The sequence below is a fragment of the Streptomyces angustmyceticus genome, assembly GCF_040701845.1.
Classification (GTDB): Bacteria; Actinomycetota; Actinomycetes; order Streptomycetales; family Streptomycetaceae; genus Streptomyces; species Streptomyces angustmyceticus_A.
This window is the reverse complement of record NZ_JBFBHQ010000016.1, coordinates 122,159-140,322: the sequence shown is the minus strand read 5'-3', so window position 1 is coordinate 140,322 and position 18,164 is coordinate 122,159. Positions and strand designations below refer to the sequence as shown.

The 18,164-nt window shown below is 73.0% G+C and carries 15 protein-coding genes; 12 read left to right on the top strand and 3 right to left on the bottom strand.

Translation table 11 applies throughout. The annotated features are described in order from the left end of the window. Positions 1 to 228: 228 nt before the first annotated feature. The 3 genes from AB0411_RS26950 to nudC all read left to right on the top strand — a co-directional run bounded on the left by AB0411_RS26950 (position 229) and on the right by nudC (position 6,394). On the top strand, positions 229 to 3,972 hold the full coding sequence (locus tag AB0411_RS26950; RefSeq protein WP_366419850.1) for a UvrD-helicase domain-containing protein: 3,744 nt from the start codon (positions 229 to 231) through the stop codon (positions 3,970 to 3,972). 10 nt (positions 3,973 to 3,982) lie between these two features. Next, on the top strand, positions 3,983 to 5,383 hold the full coding sequence (locus AB0411_RS26945) for a dipeptidase (RefSeq protein ID WP_366419849.1): 1,401 nt from the start codon (positions 3,983 to 3,985) through the stop codon (positions 5,381 to 5,383). Positions 5,384 to 5,458: 75 nt separating this feature from the next. Continuing rightward, complete coding sequence (nudC, locus tag AB0411_RS26940; protein WP_366419848.1) at positions 5,459 to 6,394, top strand: NAD(+) diphosphatase; 936 nt, start codon at positions 5,459 to 5,461, stop codon at positions 6,392 to 6,394. A gap of 146 nt (positions 6,395 to 6,540) precedes the next feature. On the opposite strand, the gene AB0411_RS26935 is transcribed toward nudC, so the two are convergent. After that, positions 6,541 to 6,783, bottom strand: a complete 243-nt coding sequence (locus tag AB0411_RS26935; RefSeq protein ID WP_366419847.1) for a mycoredoxin — start codon at positions 6,781 to 6,783, stop codon at positions 6,541 to 6,543. 561 nt (positions 6,784 to 7,344) lie between these two features. On the opposite strand from AB0411_RS26935, the gene AB0411_RS26930 reads away from it, so the two are divergent. The 5 genes from AB0411_RS26930 to AB0411_RS26910 all read left to right on the top strand — a co-directional run bounded on the left by AB0411_RS26930 (position 7,345) and on the right by AB0411_RS26910 (position 11,128). Next, positions 7,345 to 9,573, top strand: a complete 2,229-nt coding sequence (locus AB0411_RS26930) for an ATP-dependent DNA helicase UvrD2 (protein ID WP_366419846.1) — start codon at positions 7,345 to 7,347, stop codon at positions 9,571 to 9,573. A gap of 145 nt (positions 9,574 to 9,718) precedes the next feature. Next, complete coding sequence (locus AB0411_RS26925) at positions 9,719 to 10,042, top strand: hypothetical protein (RefSeq protein ID WP_366419845.1); 324 nt, start codon at positions 9,719 to 9,721, stop codon at positions 10,040 to 10,042. A gap of 118 nt (positions 10,043 to 10,160) precedes the next feature. Further along, positions 10,161 to 10,514: a WhiB family transcriptional regulator gene (locus AB0411_RS26920; protein ID WP_086721264.1), complete on the top strand. Its 354-nt coding sequence runs from the start codon at positions 10,161 to 10,163 to the stop codon at positions 10,512 to 10,514. Continuing rightward, positions 10,511 to 10,828, top strand: coding sequence for a hypothetical protein (locus AB0411_RS26915; RefSeq protein ID WP_086721265.1), 318 nt, complete (start codon positions 10,511 to 10,513; stop codon positions 10,826 to 10,828). Before AB0411_RS26920 ends, AB0411_RS26915 begins: the two co-directional genes overlap by 4 nt. A 102-nt stretch (positions 10,829 to 10,930) precedes the next feature. Next, positions 10,931 to 11,128, top strand: a complete 198-nt coding sequence (locus tag AB0411_RS26910) for a hypothetical protein (RefSeq protein WP_366419844.1) — start codon at positions 10,931 to 10,933, stop codon at positions 11,126 to 11,128. Between the two features lie 272 nt (positions 11,129 to 11,400). Here the strand turns inward: AB0411_RS26910 and AB0411_RS26905 are convergent, their stop codons facing one another. Together AB0411_RS26905 and AB0411_RS26900 are read right to left on the bottom strand one after the other, a co-directional pair. Beyond that, positions 11,401 to 12,840, bottom strand: coding sequence for an ABC1 kinase family protein (locus tag AB0411_RS26905; protein ID WP_366419843.1), 1,440 nt, complete (start codon positions 12,838 to 12,840; stop codon positions 11,401 to 11,403). 56 nt (positions 12,841 to 12,896) lie between these two features. Continuing rightward, positions 12,897 to 14,024, bottom strand: a complete 1,128-nt coding sequence (locus AB0411_RS26900) for a ThiF family adenylyltransferase (protein WP_366419842.1) — start codon at positions 14,022 to 14,024, stop codon at positions 12,897 to 12,899. Between the two features lie 178 nt (positions 14,025 to 14,202). Between AB0411_RS26900 and AB0411_RS26895 the strand changes: the two genes are divergently transcribed. From AB0411_RS26895 to AB0411_RS26880, 4 genes are all read left to right on the top strand, one after another. Next, positions 14,203 to 14,826: a M48 metallopeptidase family protein gene (locus AB0411_RS26895; RefSeq protein WP_366419841.1), complete on the top strand. Its 624-nt coding sequence runs from the start codon at positions 14,203 to 14,205 to the stop codon at positions 14,824 to 14,826. Positions 14,827 to 14,937: 111 nt separating this feature from the next. After that, a complete protein-coding gene (locus tag AB0411_RS26890) occupies positions 14,938 to 16,617 on the top strand; it encodes a TerD family protein (RefSeq protein ID WP_366419840.1) in 1,680 nt (559 codons plus the stop codon). Positions 16,618 to 16,632: 15 nt separating this feature from the next. Further along, entirely contained in the window at positions 16,633 to 17,316 is a 684-nt protein-coding gene (locus tag AB0411_RS26885; RefSeq protein ID WP_366419839.1) for an AIM24 family protein, read from the top strand. 20 nt (positions 17,317 to 17,336) lie between these two features. Further along, a complete protein-coding gene (locus AB0411_RS26880) occupies positions 17,337 to 18,095 on the top strand; it encodes an AIM24 family protein (protein WP_366419838.1) in 759 nt (252 codons plus the stop codon). Positions 18,096 to 18,164 lie beyond the last annotated feature (69 nt).

Below are 18,164 nucleotides of genomic sequence, written 5' to 3'. Positions count from 1 at the left end.
GTAAAGCGAAGCAGTCCCACACACCGGCCCCGCAGGCCCGTCACCGCACCCACAGCCCCGCGCAGCGGACCTGGCCCGCCGCAGGCGCAACGGCGGGCGCACCAGCCCCGCGCAGCGGCACCGCAGCGGGCGAAAACCGGCGAGCAACCCCCACGGCGGGAAAGGCAAAAACGTGGGAGAACAGCCCGCCGCAGCGGATTGTCAGTGGCGCCCGCTACGGTTTTCGCTGTGTCAGCCCGCCTCACCGACCCCGAGCAGCTCAAGGAGCTCCTCGGCATCCCGTTCACGCCGGAGCAGACGGAGTGCATCACCGCTCCGCCCGCCCCGCAGGTCATCGTGGCCGGAGCCGGATCGGGCAAGACCACGGTCATGGCCGCGCGCGTGGTGTGGCTGGTGGGCACCGGCCAGGTCGCCCCCGAACAGGTCCTCGGGCTGACGTTCACGAACAAGGCGGCCGGCGAACTCGCCGAACGCGTCCGGGCCGCGCTCCTCGCCGCCGGGGTCACCGACCCCGACCCGCTCCCGTCCGACACCGGAGGCACCACCGACCAGCCCCCCGGAGAGCCGCGGATCTCCACCTACCACGCCTTCGCCGGCCAGCTCCTCAAGGACCACGGCCTGCGCATCGGCCTGGAGCCCAGCGCCCGGCTCCTCGCCGACGCCACCCGCTTCCAGCTCGCCGCCCGCACCCTCCGCGCCGCCCCCGGTCCCTACCCCGCGCTCACCACCTCCCTGCCCTCCCTCGTGGAGGACGTCCTCGCCCTCGACGCCGAACTCGCCGAGCACCTCGTGGACCCCGCCGCGCTCCGCACCCACGACACCGAGCTTCTCGCCGCCCTCGACGGCGTGAAGCTCACCAACGCCGACCTGCGCAAGGTCCCCGAAACCGCCCGCGGCCGCCTGGAACTGCTCGACCTCGTCACCGCCTACCGGGCCGAGAAGCGCCGCCGCGACCTCCTCGACTTCGGCGACCAGATCGCCCACTGCGCGACCCTCGCCACCACCCGCCCCGAAGTCGGCCGGATCCTGCGCGACGAATTCCGCGTCGTCCTGCTCGACGAGTACCAGGACACCTCCGTCGCCCAACGACTGCTGCTGTCCGGCCTCTTCGGCGCCGGCAGCGACACCGTCACCGGGCACGCCGTCACCGCCGTCGGCGACCCCTGCCAGGCCATCTACGGCTGGCGCGGCGCCTCCGTGGCCAACCTCGACGACTTCCCCGCCCACTTCCCCTTCCCGGACGGCACCCCCGCCCGCCGCCAGGCCCTCAGCGAGAACCGCCGCAGCGGCGGCCGCCTCCTCGACCTCGCCAACGGCCTCGCCGCACCACTGCGCCGGATGCACCAAGGCGTCGAAGCGCTGCGCCCCGCCCCCGGTGCCGAGCGCGACGGCATCGTCCGCTGCGCCCTGCTGCCCACCCACGCCGAAGAGCTCACCTGGCTCGCCGACTCCCTCGCCCACCTCGTCCGCACCGGCACCCCGCCCGGCGAGATCGCCGTCCTGTGCCGCACCGCCGGCGACTTCGCCCGCATCCAGGGGGAGCTGGTCGCGCGGGACGTCCCCGTGGAGGTCGTCGGCCTCTCCGGGCTGCTGCACCTGCCCGAGATCGCCGACCTCGTCGCCGTCTGCGAGGTGCTCCAGGACCCGACGGCCAACGCCGCCCTGGTCCGCCTGCTGATCGGCCCGCGCTGGCGGATCGGCCCCCGCGACCTCGCACTCCTCGGCCGCCGCGCCCGCACCCTCGTCCACCACGGCGGCCCCTCCGACGACCCCGCACAGCGCCTCGCCGAGGCCGTCGAAGGCGTGGACCCCGCCGAGACCATCTCGCTCGCCGACGCCCTCGACACCTTCCTGGAGGCCGAAGGCCCCGACGACGGGCTCCCGTTCTCCCCCGAGGCACGGGTGCGCTTCGCCTACCTCGCCGCCGAACTGCGCGACCTGCGCCGCTCCCTCGGCGACCCCCTCATGGACGTGCTCCACCGGGTGCTGGCCGCCACCGGCCTGGAAGTCGAGCTGTCCGCGTCACCGCACGCCCTCGCCGCCCGCCGCCGCGAAACCCTCGGCACCTTCCTCGACATCGCGGCCGGATTCGCCGCCAAACAGGGCGGCGAATCCCTCGACGGCGACGCCACCCTCCTCGCCTTCCTCGGCTTCCTGCGCACCGCCGTCCAGCACGAAAAGGGCCTCGACAGCTCCCTTCCCGGCGGCGACAACACCGTCAAGGTCCTCACCGCCCACAAGTCCAAGGGCCTGGAATGGGACGTGGTCGCCGTACCCGGTCTGGTCGCCAAGCAGTTCCCCAGCGAACAGGCCCGCGAGTCCTGGACCAGCCGTGCCAAGGTCCTCCCGCACGCCCTGCGCGGCGACGCCGCCACCCTCCCCGACGTCGGCGAATGGGCCGCCCGCGGCCTGAAGTCCTTCAAGGAGGCGATGAAGCAGCACCAGGAGACCGAGGAACTCCGCCTCGGCTACGTCACCTTCACCCGCCCCCGCTCCCTGCTGCTCGGCTCCGGCCACTGGTGGGGCCCCCAGCAGAAGCGGCCCCGCGGCCCGTCCGCGTTCCTGGAGGCGCTGCGCACACACTGCGAGGCAGGACACGGCGAGATCGAGCACTGGGCCCCGGCCCCCGAGGACGGCGAGGAGAACCCCGCCCTCGCCGAGGCCGCCACGGAACAGGCCTGGCCACTGCCCCTCGACCCCACCGCCACGGCCCGCCGCCGCGCCGCCGCCGCCACGGTCCGCGCCCACCTGGAGCGCCGGACGGGCACGACCCCCGTCACCGCCACCGCCGCCCCGTCCTTGTCCGCCCACGACCCCGACTGGCCACCGCCACCGGCGGACGACCCCTGGGACACCGACCCCTACGACCACGCCCTCCCCGAACCCGACCCGTTCGACGACGCCCCGCCGTTCGACGACGCCCCGCCGTACGAGCAGGGCGCCCCGTACGACGAGGCCGTTCCCTACGACGAGGCCGTTCCGTACGGCGTACCCGGACCCGGCCCGTACGACGAAGCTGCTCCCCACGACGAGGCGCCCCAGTCCGCCGCGGCCGCCTCGCCCGCTGACACGTCCGACCCCGGGTCGTACGACGAGGACCACGCCCCACCGTACGACACCCCCGAGGCCCACCCGTCGCCGCGCCCCGCCGCCCGCATCGTCGCCCAGCGCGCCGCCGAGCCCGACCTCACGACACCCACCGGCCCCGGCCTCGCCCACCCCGACGACACCGCGCCGCACGCCCTCCACCCCGAGGAGCGGCGCACCGTCGGCTCCTGGGACCGCGACCTGGACGCGCTCGCCGCCGAGCTGCGCCGCTCCCGCGCCACCGTCCGCGACGTCCCGCTGCCCTCCGCCCTCAGCGCCACCCAACTGCTCCGCCTCGCCGCCGACCCCGACGGCTTCGCCCGCGAACTCGCCCGCCCCATGCCGCGCCCGCCCCAGCCCGGCGCCCGCCGCGGCACCCGCTTCCACGCCTGGGTCGAGTCCCGCTTCGAAGAGCTCACGCTGCCGCTGCTCGGACCCGACGACCTCCCGGGCGCCGAACCCGGCGAGGAAACCGAGATCGTCGACGAACACGACCTCGAAACCCTCAAGGAAGCCTTCGCCCGCACCCCCTACGCCCACCGCACCCCCTTCCGCGTCGAAGCCCCCTTCCAGCTGACCCTCGCCGGACGGGTCATCCGCGGCCGCATCGACGCCGTCTACAAGGAGCCCGGCCCCGACGGCGACCGCTTCGAGATCGTCGACTGGAAGACCGGCCGCGCCCACAGCGCCGACCCCCTCCAGCTGGCCGTCTACCGCCTCGCCTGGGCCGAGCGGTACGGCCTGGAGCCGTCCGCCGTCGACGCCGCCTTCCTCTACGTCCGCAGCGGCGAGGTGGTCAGACCCGCCCGGCTGCCCGGCCGGGCCGGACTCGAACGCATCCTGCTCGGCGAGACCGCCGACCGGCCGCCCCCACAAGGCCGATAGGCTCGGTCGTATGAGCACCACCCCGGACAGCGCCGTCCGCGCGTACATCGCCCGCCACCGCGAGGCCTTCCTCCAGGACCTCGCCGACTGGCTGCGCATCCCCTCCGTGTCCGCCGACCCGGAGCGCGCCGGCGACGTCCGCCGCAGCGCCGAATGGCTCGCCGCGAAGCTCTCCGACACCGGCTTCCCCGCCACCGAGATCTGGGAGACCGACGGCCTGCCCGCGGTCTTCGCCGAGTGGCCCTCCGGGGACCCGGCCGCGCCGACCGTGCTCGTCTACGGCCACCACGACGTCCAGCCCGCCGCCCGCGAGGACGGCTGGCACACCGACCCCTTCGTCCCGCACACCGCCGACGGCAAGCTCTACGCCCGCGGCGCCGCCGACGACAAGGGTCAGGTGTTCTTCCACACCCTGGGCGTGCGCGCGCACCTCGCCGCGACCGGCCGCACCGCCCCCGCCGTCAACCTCAAGCTGCTCATCGAGGGCGAGGAGGAGTCCGGCTCCCCGAACTTCCCGGCCCTGATCGAGAAGCACGCCGACCGCCTCGCCTGCGACGCGGTGATCGTCTCCGACACCGGCATGTGGTCCCGGGACACCCCCACGGTGTGCACCGGCATGCGCGGCCTCACCGACTGCCAGATCGACCTCCACGGCCCCGACCAGGACATCCACTCCGGCTCGTTCGGCGGCGCGGTCCCCAACCCCGCCACCGAGGCCGCCCGGCTGGCCGCCGCGCTCCACGACACCGACCGCCGCGTCGCCGTCCCCGGCTTCTACGACGGCGTGATCGAGCTCACCGAGCGCGAGCGGGAACTCTTCGCCGAGCTGCCCTTCGACGAGGAGGAGTGGCTGCGCACCGCGCACTCCCACGCCCCCCTCGGCGAGGCGGGCAGCACCACCCTGGAGCGCATCTGGGCCCGCCCCACCGCCGAGGTCAACGGCATCGGCGGCGGCTACCAGGGCCCCGGCGGCAAGACCATCGTGCCGTCCACCGCACAGCTCAAGCTGTCCTTCCGGCTGGTCGCAGGACAGAACGCGGCCGCCGTGCAGCAGTCCGTACGCGACTGGGTCGCCGCACAGCTCCCGCCCGGCATCCGGCACGAGATCACCTTCTGGGGCGCCACCCGCCCCTGCCTCACCCCGCTCGACCACCCCGCGCTCCAGTCCCTCGTCCGCGCCATGGGCCTGGCCTTCGAACAGAAGATCCGCTTCACCCGCGAGGGCGGCTCCGGACCGGCGGCCGACCTGCAGGACGTCCTCGGCGTCCCGGTGCTCTTCCTCGGGATCTCCGTACCGTCCGACGGCTGGCACGCACCGAACGAAAAGGTCGAACTCGACCTGCTGATGAAGGGCGTCGAGACCGCCGCCCACCTGTGGGGCGACCTGGCGGAGACCTGGCGCCCGGCTTGACCGTGTGCTCCCGCCGTACCGCTCCGCACCCGTATGCAGCAATCACCCACGCCACAGGGGGAGTTGGAAACAGCAGTGACCACCTGGACCGACCACACCGCCGGCCGGCCGCTCACCTTCAGCGCGCCGAGCGGAATTGACCGCTCCGCTCATCACCGACTCGACGAGGCCTGGCTGGCGGCGGCCTGGAGCCACCCGACGACGCGCGTCTTCGTGGTGTCCGGCGGACAGGCGCTGATCGACGACACCCCCGACGGCCGCACCGAGCTGATCACGACGCCGTCCTTCGAGGCGCCGCTGACCGAGGCCCACCGCTACTACCTCGGCACCGACGACGACGGCGTCAGCTACTTCGCCCTCCAGAAGGACACGCTCCCCGGCCGCATGGACCAGTCCGCGCGCCCGGCGGGCCTGCGCGAGGCCGGCCTGCTGCTGTCCCCGCGCGACGCCGGACTGCTCGTCCACGCCGTCGCCCTGGAGAACTGGCAGCGGCTGCACCGCTTCTGCTCGCGCTGCGGCGAGCGCACCGTCATCGCCGCGGCGGGCCACATCCGCCGCTGCCCGGCGTGCGGCGCCGAGCACTACCCGCGCACCGACCCGGCAGTGATCATGCTCGTCACCGACGAGGACGACCGCGCGCTCCTCGGCCGCCAGGTCCACTGGCCCGAGGGCCGCTTCTCCACCCTCGCCGGCTTCGTCGAGCCGGGCGAGTCCATCGAGCAGTCGGTGGCCCGCGAGGTCTTCGAGGAGGCCGGCGTCGTGGTCGGCGACGTCGAGTACATCGCCAGCCAGCCCTGGCCCTTCCCCTCCAGCCTGATGCTGGGCTTCATGGCGCGCGCCACCTCCTCCGAGATCCAGGTCGACGGCGAGGAGATCGAAGAGGCCCGCTGGTTCTCCCGGGAGGACCTGCGCGCCGCCTTCGAATCCGGCGAGGTCCTCCCGCCGTACGGCATCTCCATCGCCGCCCGCCTCATCGAGCTCTGGTACGGCAAGCCGCTGCCCAAGCCGTAGGGGCGCGGGGCGGGGCGGGACGCACGGGTGTGCCGTACGCACCCAAGCCGGCCGGCCGGCCGCCCTGCGAGGCACGCAAAAGGGCCGCCGGCCGGCTCGTGGAAACGAAACCGGCCGGCGGCCCATGAAACGGCTCACACCGACGCTCAGGCGCCGACCTTCTGCTTGACCTGCGCCAGAGACGGGTTGGTCAGCGTCGAACCGTCCGGGAAGAGCACGGTCGGCACCGTCTGGTTGCCGCCGTTGGCCTTCTCCACGAACGCCGCGGACTCCGGGTCGTGCTCGATGTTGATCTCGGTGTACTGGATGCCCTCGCGGTCCATCTGACCCTTCAGCCGCCGGCAGTAGCCGCACCAGGTCGTGCTGTACATCGTCACAGTGCCCGCCATGCGCCCCGCGCTCCTTCGATAAGTCGTATCCGATACCGCCCGACGCGTCATCGATGCGGCCGAGGGGCACAACGTACGACGTGCCCGAGGCATTCCCGGGGGCCCCACCCCCCACCCCCGCCCCTCCCCACCACCGCCGCCGAATCCGGCCCCCCACCCACGGGCCCGCCCGCCCCGCGCCGTGCCCCCTAGGGCACCCACCCGGGCTGCGCGGCCCTGGCCCGCACGTTCCGGCCCCCGCCTAGCCCCGGCTTCCCCGGCCCCTCCGAGCCACCGCCCGGCCTCCGGCCCCCGCGACCCTCCGGATTCCACCCGTCCGCACCACCTGCGTCCCCGTCCGCCACCGTCACCGTCACCGCCGGCCCGCTCGCCGCCGCCTTCTCCCTGTCCCTGCCGGCCGTTCCCGGCCGCTGCTCGCTGCCTCTCGCGCTGAGAAAAGCAAAGCATCGGCCGCTCCCGCGTGCGTCGGGTTGTCCCCAGCGGACGTGATGCGTACGACCGGTGCGCGGTGGCTGTGGACGGGCTGCCCGGGCGCCTTCGCGGACCTGGCAGCATGGCGGGGTGACAGCAGCAACGGACTCCTCTCTTTTCCCGCAGGTGCCTGACTCGGCCGACGGGGTGCTCGACGGGCTCGACCCCGAGCAGCGCGAGGTCGCCACGGCGCTGCACGGTCCCGTCTGCGTGCTGGCCGGCGCCGGCACGGGCAAGACCCGCGCGATCACCCACCGGATCGCCTACGGGGTGCGGGCCGGGATCCTGCAGCCGGCGAGTGTGCTCGCGGTCACGTTCACGGCTCGCGCGGCGGGCGAGATGCGCGGCCGGCTGCGTCAGCTCGGCGCGGGCGGGGTCCAGGCCAGGACGTTCCACTCCGCGGCGCTGCGGCAGCTGCAGTTCTTCTGGCCGAAGGCCGTGGGCGGGGAGGTCCCGCGGCTGCTGGAGCGCAAGATCCAGCTGGTTGCCGAGTCCGCCACCCGCTGCGGCCTGCGGTTCGACCGCAACGAGCTGCGCGATGTCACCGCCGAAATCGAATGGTCCAAGGTCACCCAGACCGTGCCGGCCGACTATCCGGCCGCGGTCGTCAAGGCCGGCCGTGAGGCCCCTCGCGACCCGGCGGAGATCGCGCAGGTCTACCGCACGTACGAACAGCTCAAGCGGGAGCGGGGCAGCATCGACTTCGAGGACGTGCTGCTCCTCACGGTCGGCGTGCTGCAGGACCGGCACGACATCGCCGAGCAGGTCCGTGCCCAGTACCAGCACTTCGTCGTCGACGAGTACCAGGACGTCAGCCCGCTCCAGCAGCGGCTGCTGGAGCTGTGGCTGGGGGACCGCGACACCCTCTGCGTGGTCGGCGACGCCAGCCAGACGATCTACAGCTTCACCGGCGCGACCCCGGACCACCTCCTCAACTTCCGCACCCGCCATCCGAACGCCACGGTCGTCAAGCTCGTCCGCGACTACCGCTCCAGCCCCCAGGTCGTGCACCTCGCCAACGGTCTGCTGACGCAGGCCAAGGGGCGCGCCGCCGAGCACCGCCTGGAACTGGTCTCGCAGCGCGAGGCCGGACCGGAGCCCGGGTACACGGAGTACGCCGACGAGCCCGCCGAGGCCGAGGGCACCGCCCGCCGGATCCGCGACCTGATCGCTTCCGGTGTGCCCGCCAGCGAGATCGCCGTGCTCTTCCGTATCAATGCCCAGTCCGAGGTCTACGAGCAGGCGCTGGCCGACGCCGGGGTGCCGTATCAGCTGCGGGGCGCGGAGCGGTTCTTCGAGCGGCCGGAGGTGCGCGAGGCCGGCGTCAAGCTGCGCGGCGCCGCCCGTTTCGGTGCCAACGACGCACTGCTCGACGATGCCCTGGACCTGCCGTCGGAGGTGCGGGCGGTGCTCAGCGACATGGGCTGGACGAGCCGCCCGCCGGCCGGCTCGGGGGCGGTGCGCGACCGCTGGGAGTCCCTGGCGGCCCTCGTGCGGCTCGCCGAGGACTTCGCCAAGGCCCGGCCGACGGCCACCCTCGCGGATCTGGTCGCCGAGCTGGACGAGCGGGCCAACGCCCAGCACGCCCCCACCGTCGAAGGGGTCACCCTCGCGTCCCTGCACGCCGCCAAGGGCCTGGAGTGGGACGCCGTCTTCCTGGTCGGCCTCACCGAGGGCATGATGCCGATCACCTACGCCAAGAGCGAGGAGCAGATCGAGGAGGAGCGCCGGCTGCTCTATGTGGGCGTCACCCGCGCCCGGTTGCATCTGGGCCTGTCCTGGTCGCTGGCGCGCTCGCCCGGCGGGCGGGCCTCCCGCCGCGCCAGCCGCTTCCTCAGCGGCCTGCGGCCCGGGTCCGGGGCGGTGGCCGGCCGCCGTACGCCGGGCGCGCTCTCCGGGGGCGTCGAGCGCGGCGAGGGGACGGCGGCGGTGGCACGGCGTCCCCGGCACCGCAGCCCGGCCCGCTGCCGGGTCTGCAACAAGACCCTCACCGACGCGGGCGAGATGAAGCTGATGCGGTGCGAGGACTGCCCCTCCGAGCTCGACGAGGGGCTCTACGAGCGGCTGTGCGAGTGGCGGGCCGAGCAGGCGGCGCGGTCCCGGCAGCCCGCCTACTGCGTCTTCACCGACAAGACCCTGATGGCGATCGCGGAGGCCGTTCCGGGAACCGAAGCGGAGCTCGCGGTCATCTCAGGAGTGGGGCGGCGGAAGTTCGACCGCTACGGCAGTGACGTGCTGGCAATCTGTGCCGGCGAGGAGCTCGTGGGAGCCCCGGGAGAGGTGTCCGGGGACGCCGCGGAAAACTCGTCGGAAAAATAGTTTGCGCGCGCGGAGCGCATCCCCATAGCCTTCGGAAGCAACGGAGACAACGGTTTCTTTCCGAGATCCGATGGATCCGTGCTGTACTTGAACACCCTGGACCGGGATTCCCGGTCCACCGAGACGCCGAGAGGAGGCGAGCCCAGTGATCAGCTTCATCGAGACGAACAAAATGACCGATCGCTCGGTCGTCGCCACCTGCCCGCTCGGCTCCTCGCTCCCGGGTACCGGTCTGTCCGGCTTCGGCCGTCTGTCCGGTATCGAGGTCGCGCGCCCCGAGTCCCTCGCTGTGCTGACGCGCAGTGAGCGCACCGCGCGACCGACCGAGGCACCTGTAGCAGCAACGGCGGCACCGGCACTTGCCGGCGTCTTCGCGGCGGCCAAGGGTGCCGAATCCCGGAATCAGTACCAGACGCAGCATGACATGTGGGCCTACCGCGGCCTCGAACCCTGGAGAGATCCAGCCTGATCGGCACGATCAGGTCGGCACCTTCCAGGGCCGCGGAACCCACACCGGGATCCGCGGCCCTTTTGTTTGCCCAACGCGCCCGCCACCAGCGGGCCGAACAGACGAGGAACACACCACCGTGCAACTGCAGACGCACACCCCGTCCGTAGCAACCGACCTGATCCCTCCGCCTGACCCTCAGGAGAACTCCTTGCTTCCCCTCACCGAGCTCGACGACGAGATCGACCGCCTCGGCGCTGCTGTTCCGTGCCGGACCTACGACCCCGAGGTCTTCTTCGCCGAGTCCCCGGCCGACGTCGAGTACGCCAAGACCCTGTGCCAGACCTGTCCGGTCCGTGAGGCCTGTCTGGCCGGCGCCAAAGACCGCCGTGAGCCGTGGGGCGTCTGGGGCGGCGAGCTCTTCGTCCAGGGCGTCGTCGTGCCCCGGAAGCGTCCGCGTGGCCGTCCGCGCAAGAACCCGGTCACGGCATGAACACCATCAGCACAGGAACGATCGATCGTCCCCTCACACGGGATCCCCAGAAGCAGGACCTCACGATGAATCCCTCCCTCACCGACACCCCCGTCCCCGTGAACGCCGACGCGATCGAGTCGCGTCAGAACAGGAACCTCGCGATGCAACTCATTCCAGAAGCCCTGGCCCGTGCGCATATGCACGAACGCCTGCAAGAGGCCGAATCGGAACGCAGGGCTCATCGGCTCGCCGCCGCGCGGCGTATGCAGCGGCGTGCCGAGCGCGCGTCGCTCCGCGCCCGCCGTGCGCTGGCGATGGCCGTGATGCAGTAAGGCGGCAGGCCGATGCCGCCGCCCATGGGGTCCGTCCGACAGGGCGGGCCCCGCGGTGCGTGGTGCCCTGTTTCGGGGGGTGGACGGGGATATCGTCGGCGGGTGGACCAGAAGACGCAGGAACAGGCGGAGTTGGCCGAGGGGAACATGGTGTGCGCCGGCTGCGGCGCGGTCGCCGAGGGCTCCCCGCCGACCTGGACCTGCTCCGTCGAGAACGGCGAGCGCCGCTACTTCTGCGACGGCTGCGCACGGCAGAACATCCGGGCCATCGAAGGGCGGCTCGATTCGAGCTGGTGGTGAGGGCGAGGCCGGACACCACCGGAGCCGGAAGCCCCGCGGACCGGCGTCCTGCCCACCCCTGTGGACGGAGCGGACGGGCGGAAAGGACGGGACGGGACGGACGGGACGGTCCGTGCGTCCCACCGGCAGTTACCCAGCGGCAGTGACCCAGCGGCCGTGCGCTCCGGCGGCCGTGACCCAGCGGCCGTGTGCCCCAGCGGTCTGTACGCGTCAGCGAGCCGTGCGCCCCAGCCGGCCGGTGCCGGTCAGGGCGCGTGCCCCGCCGGGACGGCTCAGGCCGTGGTCTCCTCGACGGCCCGCTTGCCGAGGTCCGTACCGATCTCCTCCTCCACGACGGTGTCGATGGCGGTGACGTCCGGGCCGGCCGGCTCCTCCTCGGGGACGAAACCGGGCAGCCATGCCTCCAGTTCGTCGCGCAGCCGTACCGTCGCCCCCAGCTGGCACAGCACCCCGATCGTGCTCAGGGTCACCCGGTGGATCAGAAGGTAGGCGGGCGGCAGGTTGAGCTGCTTGCCCAACTGGTGGGCGGGGGAGCGCGGATCACCGATACGCGCGGCCTGCTGGCGCATCCAGCCCCGGGTGAAGGTGAACTCGTCCACCAGGGCGGGTTCGATGATCGGCAGCAGATATTCGAGCACCGCGTCCGGATCCAGCTCGATGGACTCCTTGACGAAGCCCTCCTCGCACAGCAGCTGGTAGACGGCGTCCGCCTCGCTGTCCAGCGTCATCCGCAGTGAGGTGCCGATCGTCGGGGGCAGTCCCTCGGGCAGCCGGTCGACGGTGCCGAAGTCCAGCACCCCCAGCCGCCACTCCTCGACCGGGCCGTCCGGGAAGTCCCCGGCCAGCAGCCGGAAGTTCCCCGGGTGCGGATCGGCATGCAGCAGGCCCGTACGGGCGGGGCCGGAGAAGAGGAAGCGGGCCAGCAGCTGACCGGCCCGGTCCCGCTGCTCCTCGGTGCCGTCCGCGATCACCTCCGACAGCGGCACCCCGTCCATCCACTCCGTCACCAGCACCTCGTCGCTCTGGTGCACCACCGCCGGCACCACCACATCCGGGTCGTCGGCGAACTCCTCGGCGTGCGCCTGCTGGGCCGCCGCCTCCAGGGAGTAGTCCAGCTCCTCCGACACCCGGTCGCGCAACTCGGTGATCAGCGGCTTGATGTCCATGCCGGGAACCAGCGGGCCCAGCAGCCGGGCGAACCGGCTCAGCTGCGACAGATCCGACAACAGGGCCTGGCCGGCACCCGGATACTGCACCTTCACGGCCACGTCACGGCCGTCGTGCCACACCGCGCGGTGCACCTGCCCGATCGAGGCCGCCGCCGCCGGTTTGTCCCCGAACTCCTCGAACAGCTCCCGCCAGTCCGCGCCGAGCCGCTCCGCCAGCACCGCGTGCACCGTGCTCGTCGGCATCGGCGGCGCCGCCTCCTGCAGCTTCGTCAGGGCAGCGCGGTAGGGGCCGGCGATCTCCTCCGGCAGCGCCGACTCGAAGACGGACAGCGCCTGCCCGAACTTCATCGCCCCGCCCTTCAGCTCACCGAGCACCTTGAAGAGCTGTTCCGCGGTGCGCTGTTGCAGCTCCCGGCCCACGATCTCCGCGGATCTGCCGCCGATCCGCTTGCCGAGGCCCCAGGTGGCACGGCCGGCGAACCCCAGTGGCAGCGCGGCCAGCTTGGCGGTGCGGGTGACCGCCTTGCGGGGAAGATCAGACATGCGCCCCTCCAACTCACACTGTCCCCCAACCGGGGTTACTCCGTCATTGTGGCGTGTCACGGCCGAGGATCCGAGGCGTCTGCCGCACCCCGCACCCCGGCAGCGCCGCAGCCGCACTCCGGATGCGGCTCGATCCGCACCGTCCGCACCGTGGCACACGGCGAGGCGAGTTCCATCCGCGCCCCTGTGCACGGCGGCAGTTCGCCGTCCAGGAACGTCAGCGCCTGCACGGCGGCGATCCCCGCGACCGCCGTTGCCAGCGCGGCATCGCAGGCCGGCACCGCGGGCGCACCCCGTCCCGACCGCCACTGCGCGAGCAGCCGCGGCCAGGCCGGCTCCGCGTCCGTACGGCGCAGTTCATCGCAACGGGCACAGGCCGAACCTCCGGGCAGCACCAACGGACCCACCACACCCGTGCCCTCGATCACCCCCGCGTAAAGATGCGGGATCCCGGCGGAGACCAGCGGCTCGGAGAGCACCGGGTCGGGGGCGTACGCGCCGAGCCCGTCCCGCGGCGCCAGCACCACGAGGGACAGCCCGGGTTCACCGGATTCGCTCAGCGGGACCCTCGGCCGCGGCGTACGGCCCCAGGGGGAGCACCGGCGGACCAGTCCTCGCGCGGCGGCGTCGCGCCGCTCCCCGGTCCGCTCGGCCGGCAGCCCGCCGGGCAGCACGTCCCACGGCCGGACCGTGCCGCCGTCGACCACCTCCACCCGGCCGATCCCGGAGGCCGACAGCAGCCCCGCGATCGCCGCCCCGACCCGCCCCGCACCCTTGACCTTGGCCCGGACCGCCCGGCGTGCCCCCATCCGGGCCAGGGCGCCCGCGGGCTCCGGATGCCGCACCGAGAGGGACGCCAGATCGGGCCGCAGCTGCTCGAAGGCGCCCTGGTCCGCCCGGACGGCCTCGGCCGACGGGCCGCCGGCGGTGGGGGATTCCAGCAGTCCGGCCGCGCCGAGCCGGTCCACCACCCCCCGCACGTGGTCGGCCGGGAGGTCCAGCGACGCGCCCTCGTCGATCAGTTGCCGGAGGGTGCGGGTGCCGTCGAGCAGGGAGAGGAAGCTGCCCGTCGCCGTGTCGACCGGGCCGACCACCAGCGCATGTGCCGGCGCCACCCCGAACCGCACCGTTTCCCTGTCCCGCCAGCCGCGCCGCAGCGCGGGCTTGAGCATCGGATGCCGCATCGTCGCCCCCGTCCTTCGTCGTCCGGACCCCAGCATGCGCCGTGCCGCGGATCCCTGCGGAAGTTATCCACAGGCGGTGGGTACCGGTCGTACAAGCGGTGCACGCCAAGGAGTGGTTCGGTGGCGAACCGTCCGCGGGGCGGGACGTCGCCCACCGCCAGCGGGTAACGTCGGGCGCGTGCCCGCCGATCCCTCCCACGGCCCGGGGGAGACACCCCTGCGCCGCGCCGCCGACCCCCCGCGCAGGGCTGCCCCGAGCCCCGACGCCCGCAGGCCGGGCACCAGCGCCGTCGAGGTGCGCCGCAGCTCACGGCGGCGCAGAACGGTCTCGGCGTACCGCGAGGGCGACCGCACCGTCGTCCTGATCCCGGCCCGGATGTCCGAGGCGGAGGAGCGGCGTTGGGTCACCGTGATGCTGGACAAGCTCGCCGCCCAGGAGAGCAAGCGGATGCTGGGCGACGGCGAACTGGCCGAGCGCGCCGAGCGGCTGTCCGGCCAGTATCTGGACGGCCGGGCCCGCCCCGCGTCGGTGCGCTGGGTGACCAACCAGAACACCCGATGGGGGTCGTGCACCCCGGCGGAGGGCAGCATCCGCCTGTCGCACCGCCTGCAGGGCATGCCGGAGTACGTCATCGACTACGTCCTGCTGCACGAACTCGCCCACCTGCTCGTCCCCGGCCACGGCCCCCGGTTCTGGCGGCTGCTGGAGGCCTACCCCCGTACCGAGCGGGCCCGCGGCTACCTCGAAGGGGTGGTCGCGGCCGACCGGCTGCCCCATCTGCCCGCCGCCCGCGGCGATTGACCGGCAGCCGGACCACATCCGCCGCGCCCCGCCATCGCCCGCTGTCGGCGCCAGCGGTTAGCCTGGCCGCGCAGAAGGAACTCACAGCGGAGCGGGGGACGGGCGTTACGTATGGCCAGGGAATTCCAGCGGGGCCACAAGGCCAAGATCGGTGATCTGACGGCGGGAACGGATCTGTACGTCGGCGTGCAGATCGCCGGACCCGGCCTCACCTTCGACATCAGCTGCTTCGGACTGGACGCCGACGAGCGGCTGTCCGACGACCGGTACTTCGTCTTCTTCAACCAGCCCACATCGCCCGAGGAGTCGATCCAGCTGCTCGGGGCGCAGGCCGGCGACAGCGAGTCGTTCCGGGTCACCCTCGACAAGATCCCCCCGCAGATCCGGAAGCTCTCCTTCACCGCCGCGCTCGACGGCGCCGGCCAGGTCTCGCAGATCGGCCCCGGCTACCTCCGGATCGTGGCCGGCGGCGAAGAGGTCGCCCGCTACTCCTTCAACGGCAGCGAGTTCAGCACCGAACGTGCCGTCATGCTCGGCGACTTCTACCTCAAGGACGTCTGGCGGTTCGCCGCCGTCGGCCAGGGCTTCGACGGCGGGCTGGAGGCGCTGCTGAAGAACTTCGGCGGCGAGGTCGCCGAGGAGGCCGAGGCCCCGGCGCCGCCCGCCACGGCGCAGGGCGCGCCCGGCTTCGCGCCGCCGTCCGGTGCGGCCGCCCCCGCGCCCTCCTTCGCGCCGCCCGCCGCGCCCGCTGCGCCGCCGCAGCCCGCGCCCGACTTCGGCCCGCCCCAGGGGGCGCCGCAAGCACCCCCGGCCGCGCCCCAGCCCACCGCCCCGCAGGTGCACAACGCGCCCACCATCGCCGCCCCGCTCGCCCCGCCCGGCCAGCAGCCGCCGGCCCCGTACGGCCAGCCGGCCCCCGGCCAGGACCCGTACGGCCAGCAGCAGACCGCGCCCGGCGGATTCCCCGGTCAGCAGGCCCCGCAGGCACCGCCCTACGGCCAGCCCGCCCCGCCGCCCGGCGGATACGGACCCCCGCAGGGCCAGCCCGCCCCCTACGGCCAGCCGGGGCAGCAGCCCCCGGGCGCCCCGTACGGCGGTGGCCAGGCCCCGGCGGTGCCCCAGGGCGGCGGCCCGAGCCTCGGCGTCGTCCTGGACAAGTACAAGGAAGCCCCCACCGGCCAGCGCTGGACCCCGCAGAACAGCAAGCTGATCCGGGTCGACCTCGGCGTCGACGGCCAGCCGGTGCTCGCCCGCCAGGGCAGCATGGTGCTCTACCAGGGCAAGGTCGACTTCGGCTACAAGGGCGCCGGCTTCCGCGGCCGGATCGTCGGCAACGCCACCGGCCAGGAGATGCAGCTGATGCGCTGCACCGGCCAGGGCCAGGTCTTCTTCGCCGAGAACAGCGCCCACGTCCACCCCATCGAGCTGCAGGGCGACGCCCTCTGCGTCTCCGCCGAGAGCGTCCTCGCCTTCGACGAGTCGCTGCAGCACGAGGTCCGCCGGATCGAGGGCCACGGCATCCCCGGTGGCGCCCTGTTCACCATGCAGTTCCAGGGAACCGGCACCCTCGTCGTCAAGACCCAGGGCACCCCGGTCGTACTGCCGGTCACCCCGACGACCTTCGCCGACGCCAACGCCATCGTGGCCTGGTCCGCGGGCTCGCAGGTGATCATCTCCAGCCAGGTGAGCCTGCGCCGGCACGCCTTCCCCGGCCACTCGGGCGAGACCGTGAACCTCCAGTTCCGCGGCGCGCCCGGCAATTTCATCGTCGTCCAGCCCTACGAGGTCTGAGGGAGCCCGCACGTCATGAACCAGCAGCAGCTGTCGGGCTACGCCCCGACCCCGCCCGCCGCCCGGATGGAGAACCACGGCAGCGCCATGGTGAAGATCGCCATGCAGAGCGGCCAGGACGTCTTCGCCCGCACCGGCTCGATGGTCGCCTACGAAGGCTTCGTCCAGTACGAGCCGAACCCGCCCGCCGTCCGCCAGATGGCCTCCCAGTGGCTCACCGGCGAGGGCGCGCCCCTGATGAAGTGCTCCGGAGACGGCCTGCTCTACCTCGCCGACTACGGCGCCGACGTGGTCTGCATCAACCTCAACGGCGATTCGCTCTCCGTCAACGGCACCAACCTCCTCGCCTTCGACGCACAGCTCCAGTGGGGCGTGCAGCGGGTCAAGGGCATGGCGAAGTTCGCCGGCCAGGGGCTCTTCAACGTCGGGATCTCCGGCACCGGCTGGGTCGCCCTGACCTCCCGGGGCACGCCCATCGTCGTCGACTGCGGCCGCGGCGAGGACGAGACGTATGTGGACCCGGACGCCCTGGTCGCCTGGTCGACCAACCTGAAGATGAAGGGCAAGCGCAGCTTCAAGGCGTCCTCGATGATCGGACGCGGCAGCGGCGAGGCGTACCAACTGGGCTTCTCCGGCCAGGGGTTCGTCGTCGTCCAGCCCAGCGAGGACAGCACCGACCGGCTCCGGGCCCGGGGCTGAGGGGGAGGACCGAACACGCCATGCAGAGTCCGCTTTTCGCCTTCACCGAGGCACAGACCCAGGACCGCTACGCCCTGCAGAACAGCCAGCTGCTGCGCGTCTCCCTCCAGGGCCACGAGGACCTCCTCGCCCGCAAGGGCGCGATGGTCGCCTACCAGGGACTGCTCGAATTCGACGGCAACTACCAGACGCCCGGCCAGCACCGCACCCGCGCGCACTCCGGCGAGGGCCTCGACCTGATGCGCGTCTCCGGGCAGGGCACGGTCTACCTGGCCAACCTCGCCCAGTACGTCCATGTCGTCGACGTCGACCACGACGGCCTGACCGTCGACAGCAGCTACGTCCTGGCGCTGGACTCCCGTCTCCACTGGGAGGTCGTCTCCGTCGACAGCCAGTACGGCATCTCCGGCACCGGCAAGTACCAGCTCAACATCTCCGGGCAGGGCCAGGTGGTCCTGATGACCTCCGGCGAGCCGCTGATGCTGCAGGTCACCCCCGACAAGTACGTCAACGCCGACGCCGACGCGGTGGTCGCCTGGTCCGCCTCGCTGCGGGTGCAGATGCAGGCGCAGACGCACTCCTCCGGGGTGTGGCGCCGGCGCGGCAACACGGGCGAGGGCTGGGAACTCAGCTTCCTCGGCCAGGGCTACGCGCTGGTCCAGCCCAGCGAGCTGCTGCCGCCGCAGAACGCCGTCATCGGGTCCGGCATGGCCGCCCAGTTCGGCATGGGCCAGCAGGGCGCGCGGGGCATGAACCAGGGCAACATCTTCACCAACTGACCGGCCTGCCGGTGACGTCGCCGGCCAGGCGGCCCTCTACAGGCCGTTGACGCGCTGCGGCGCCCGCCC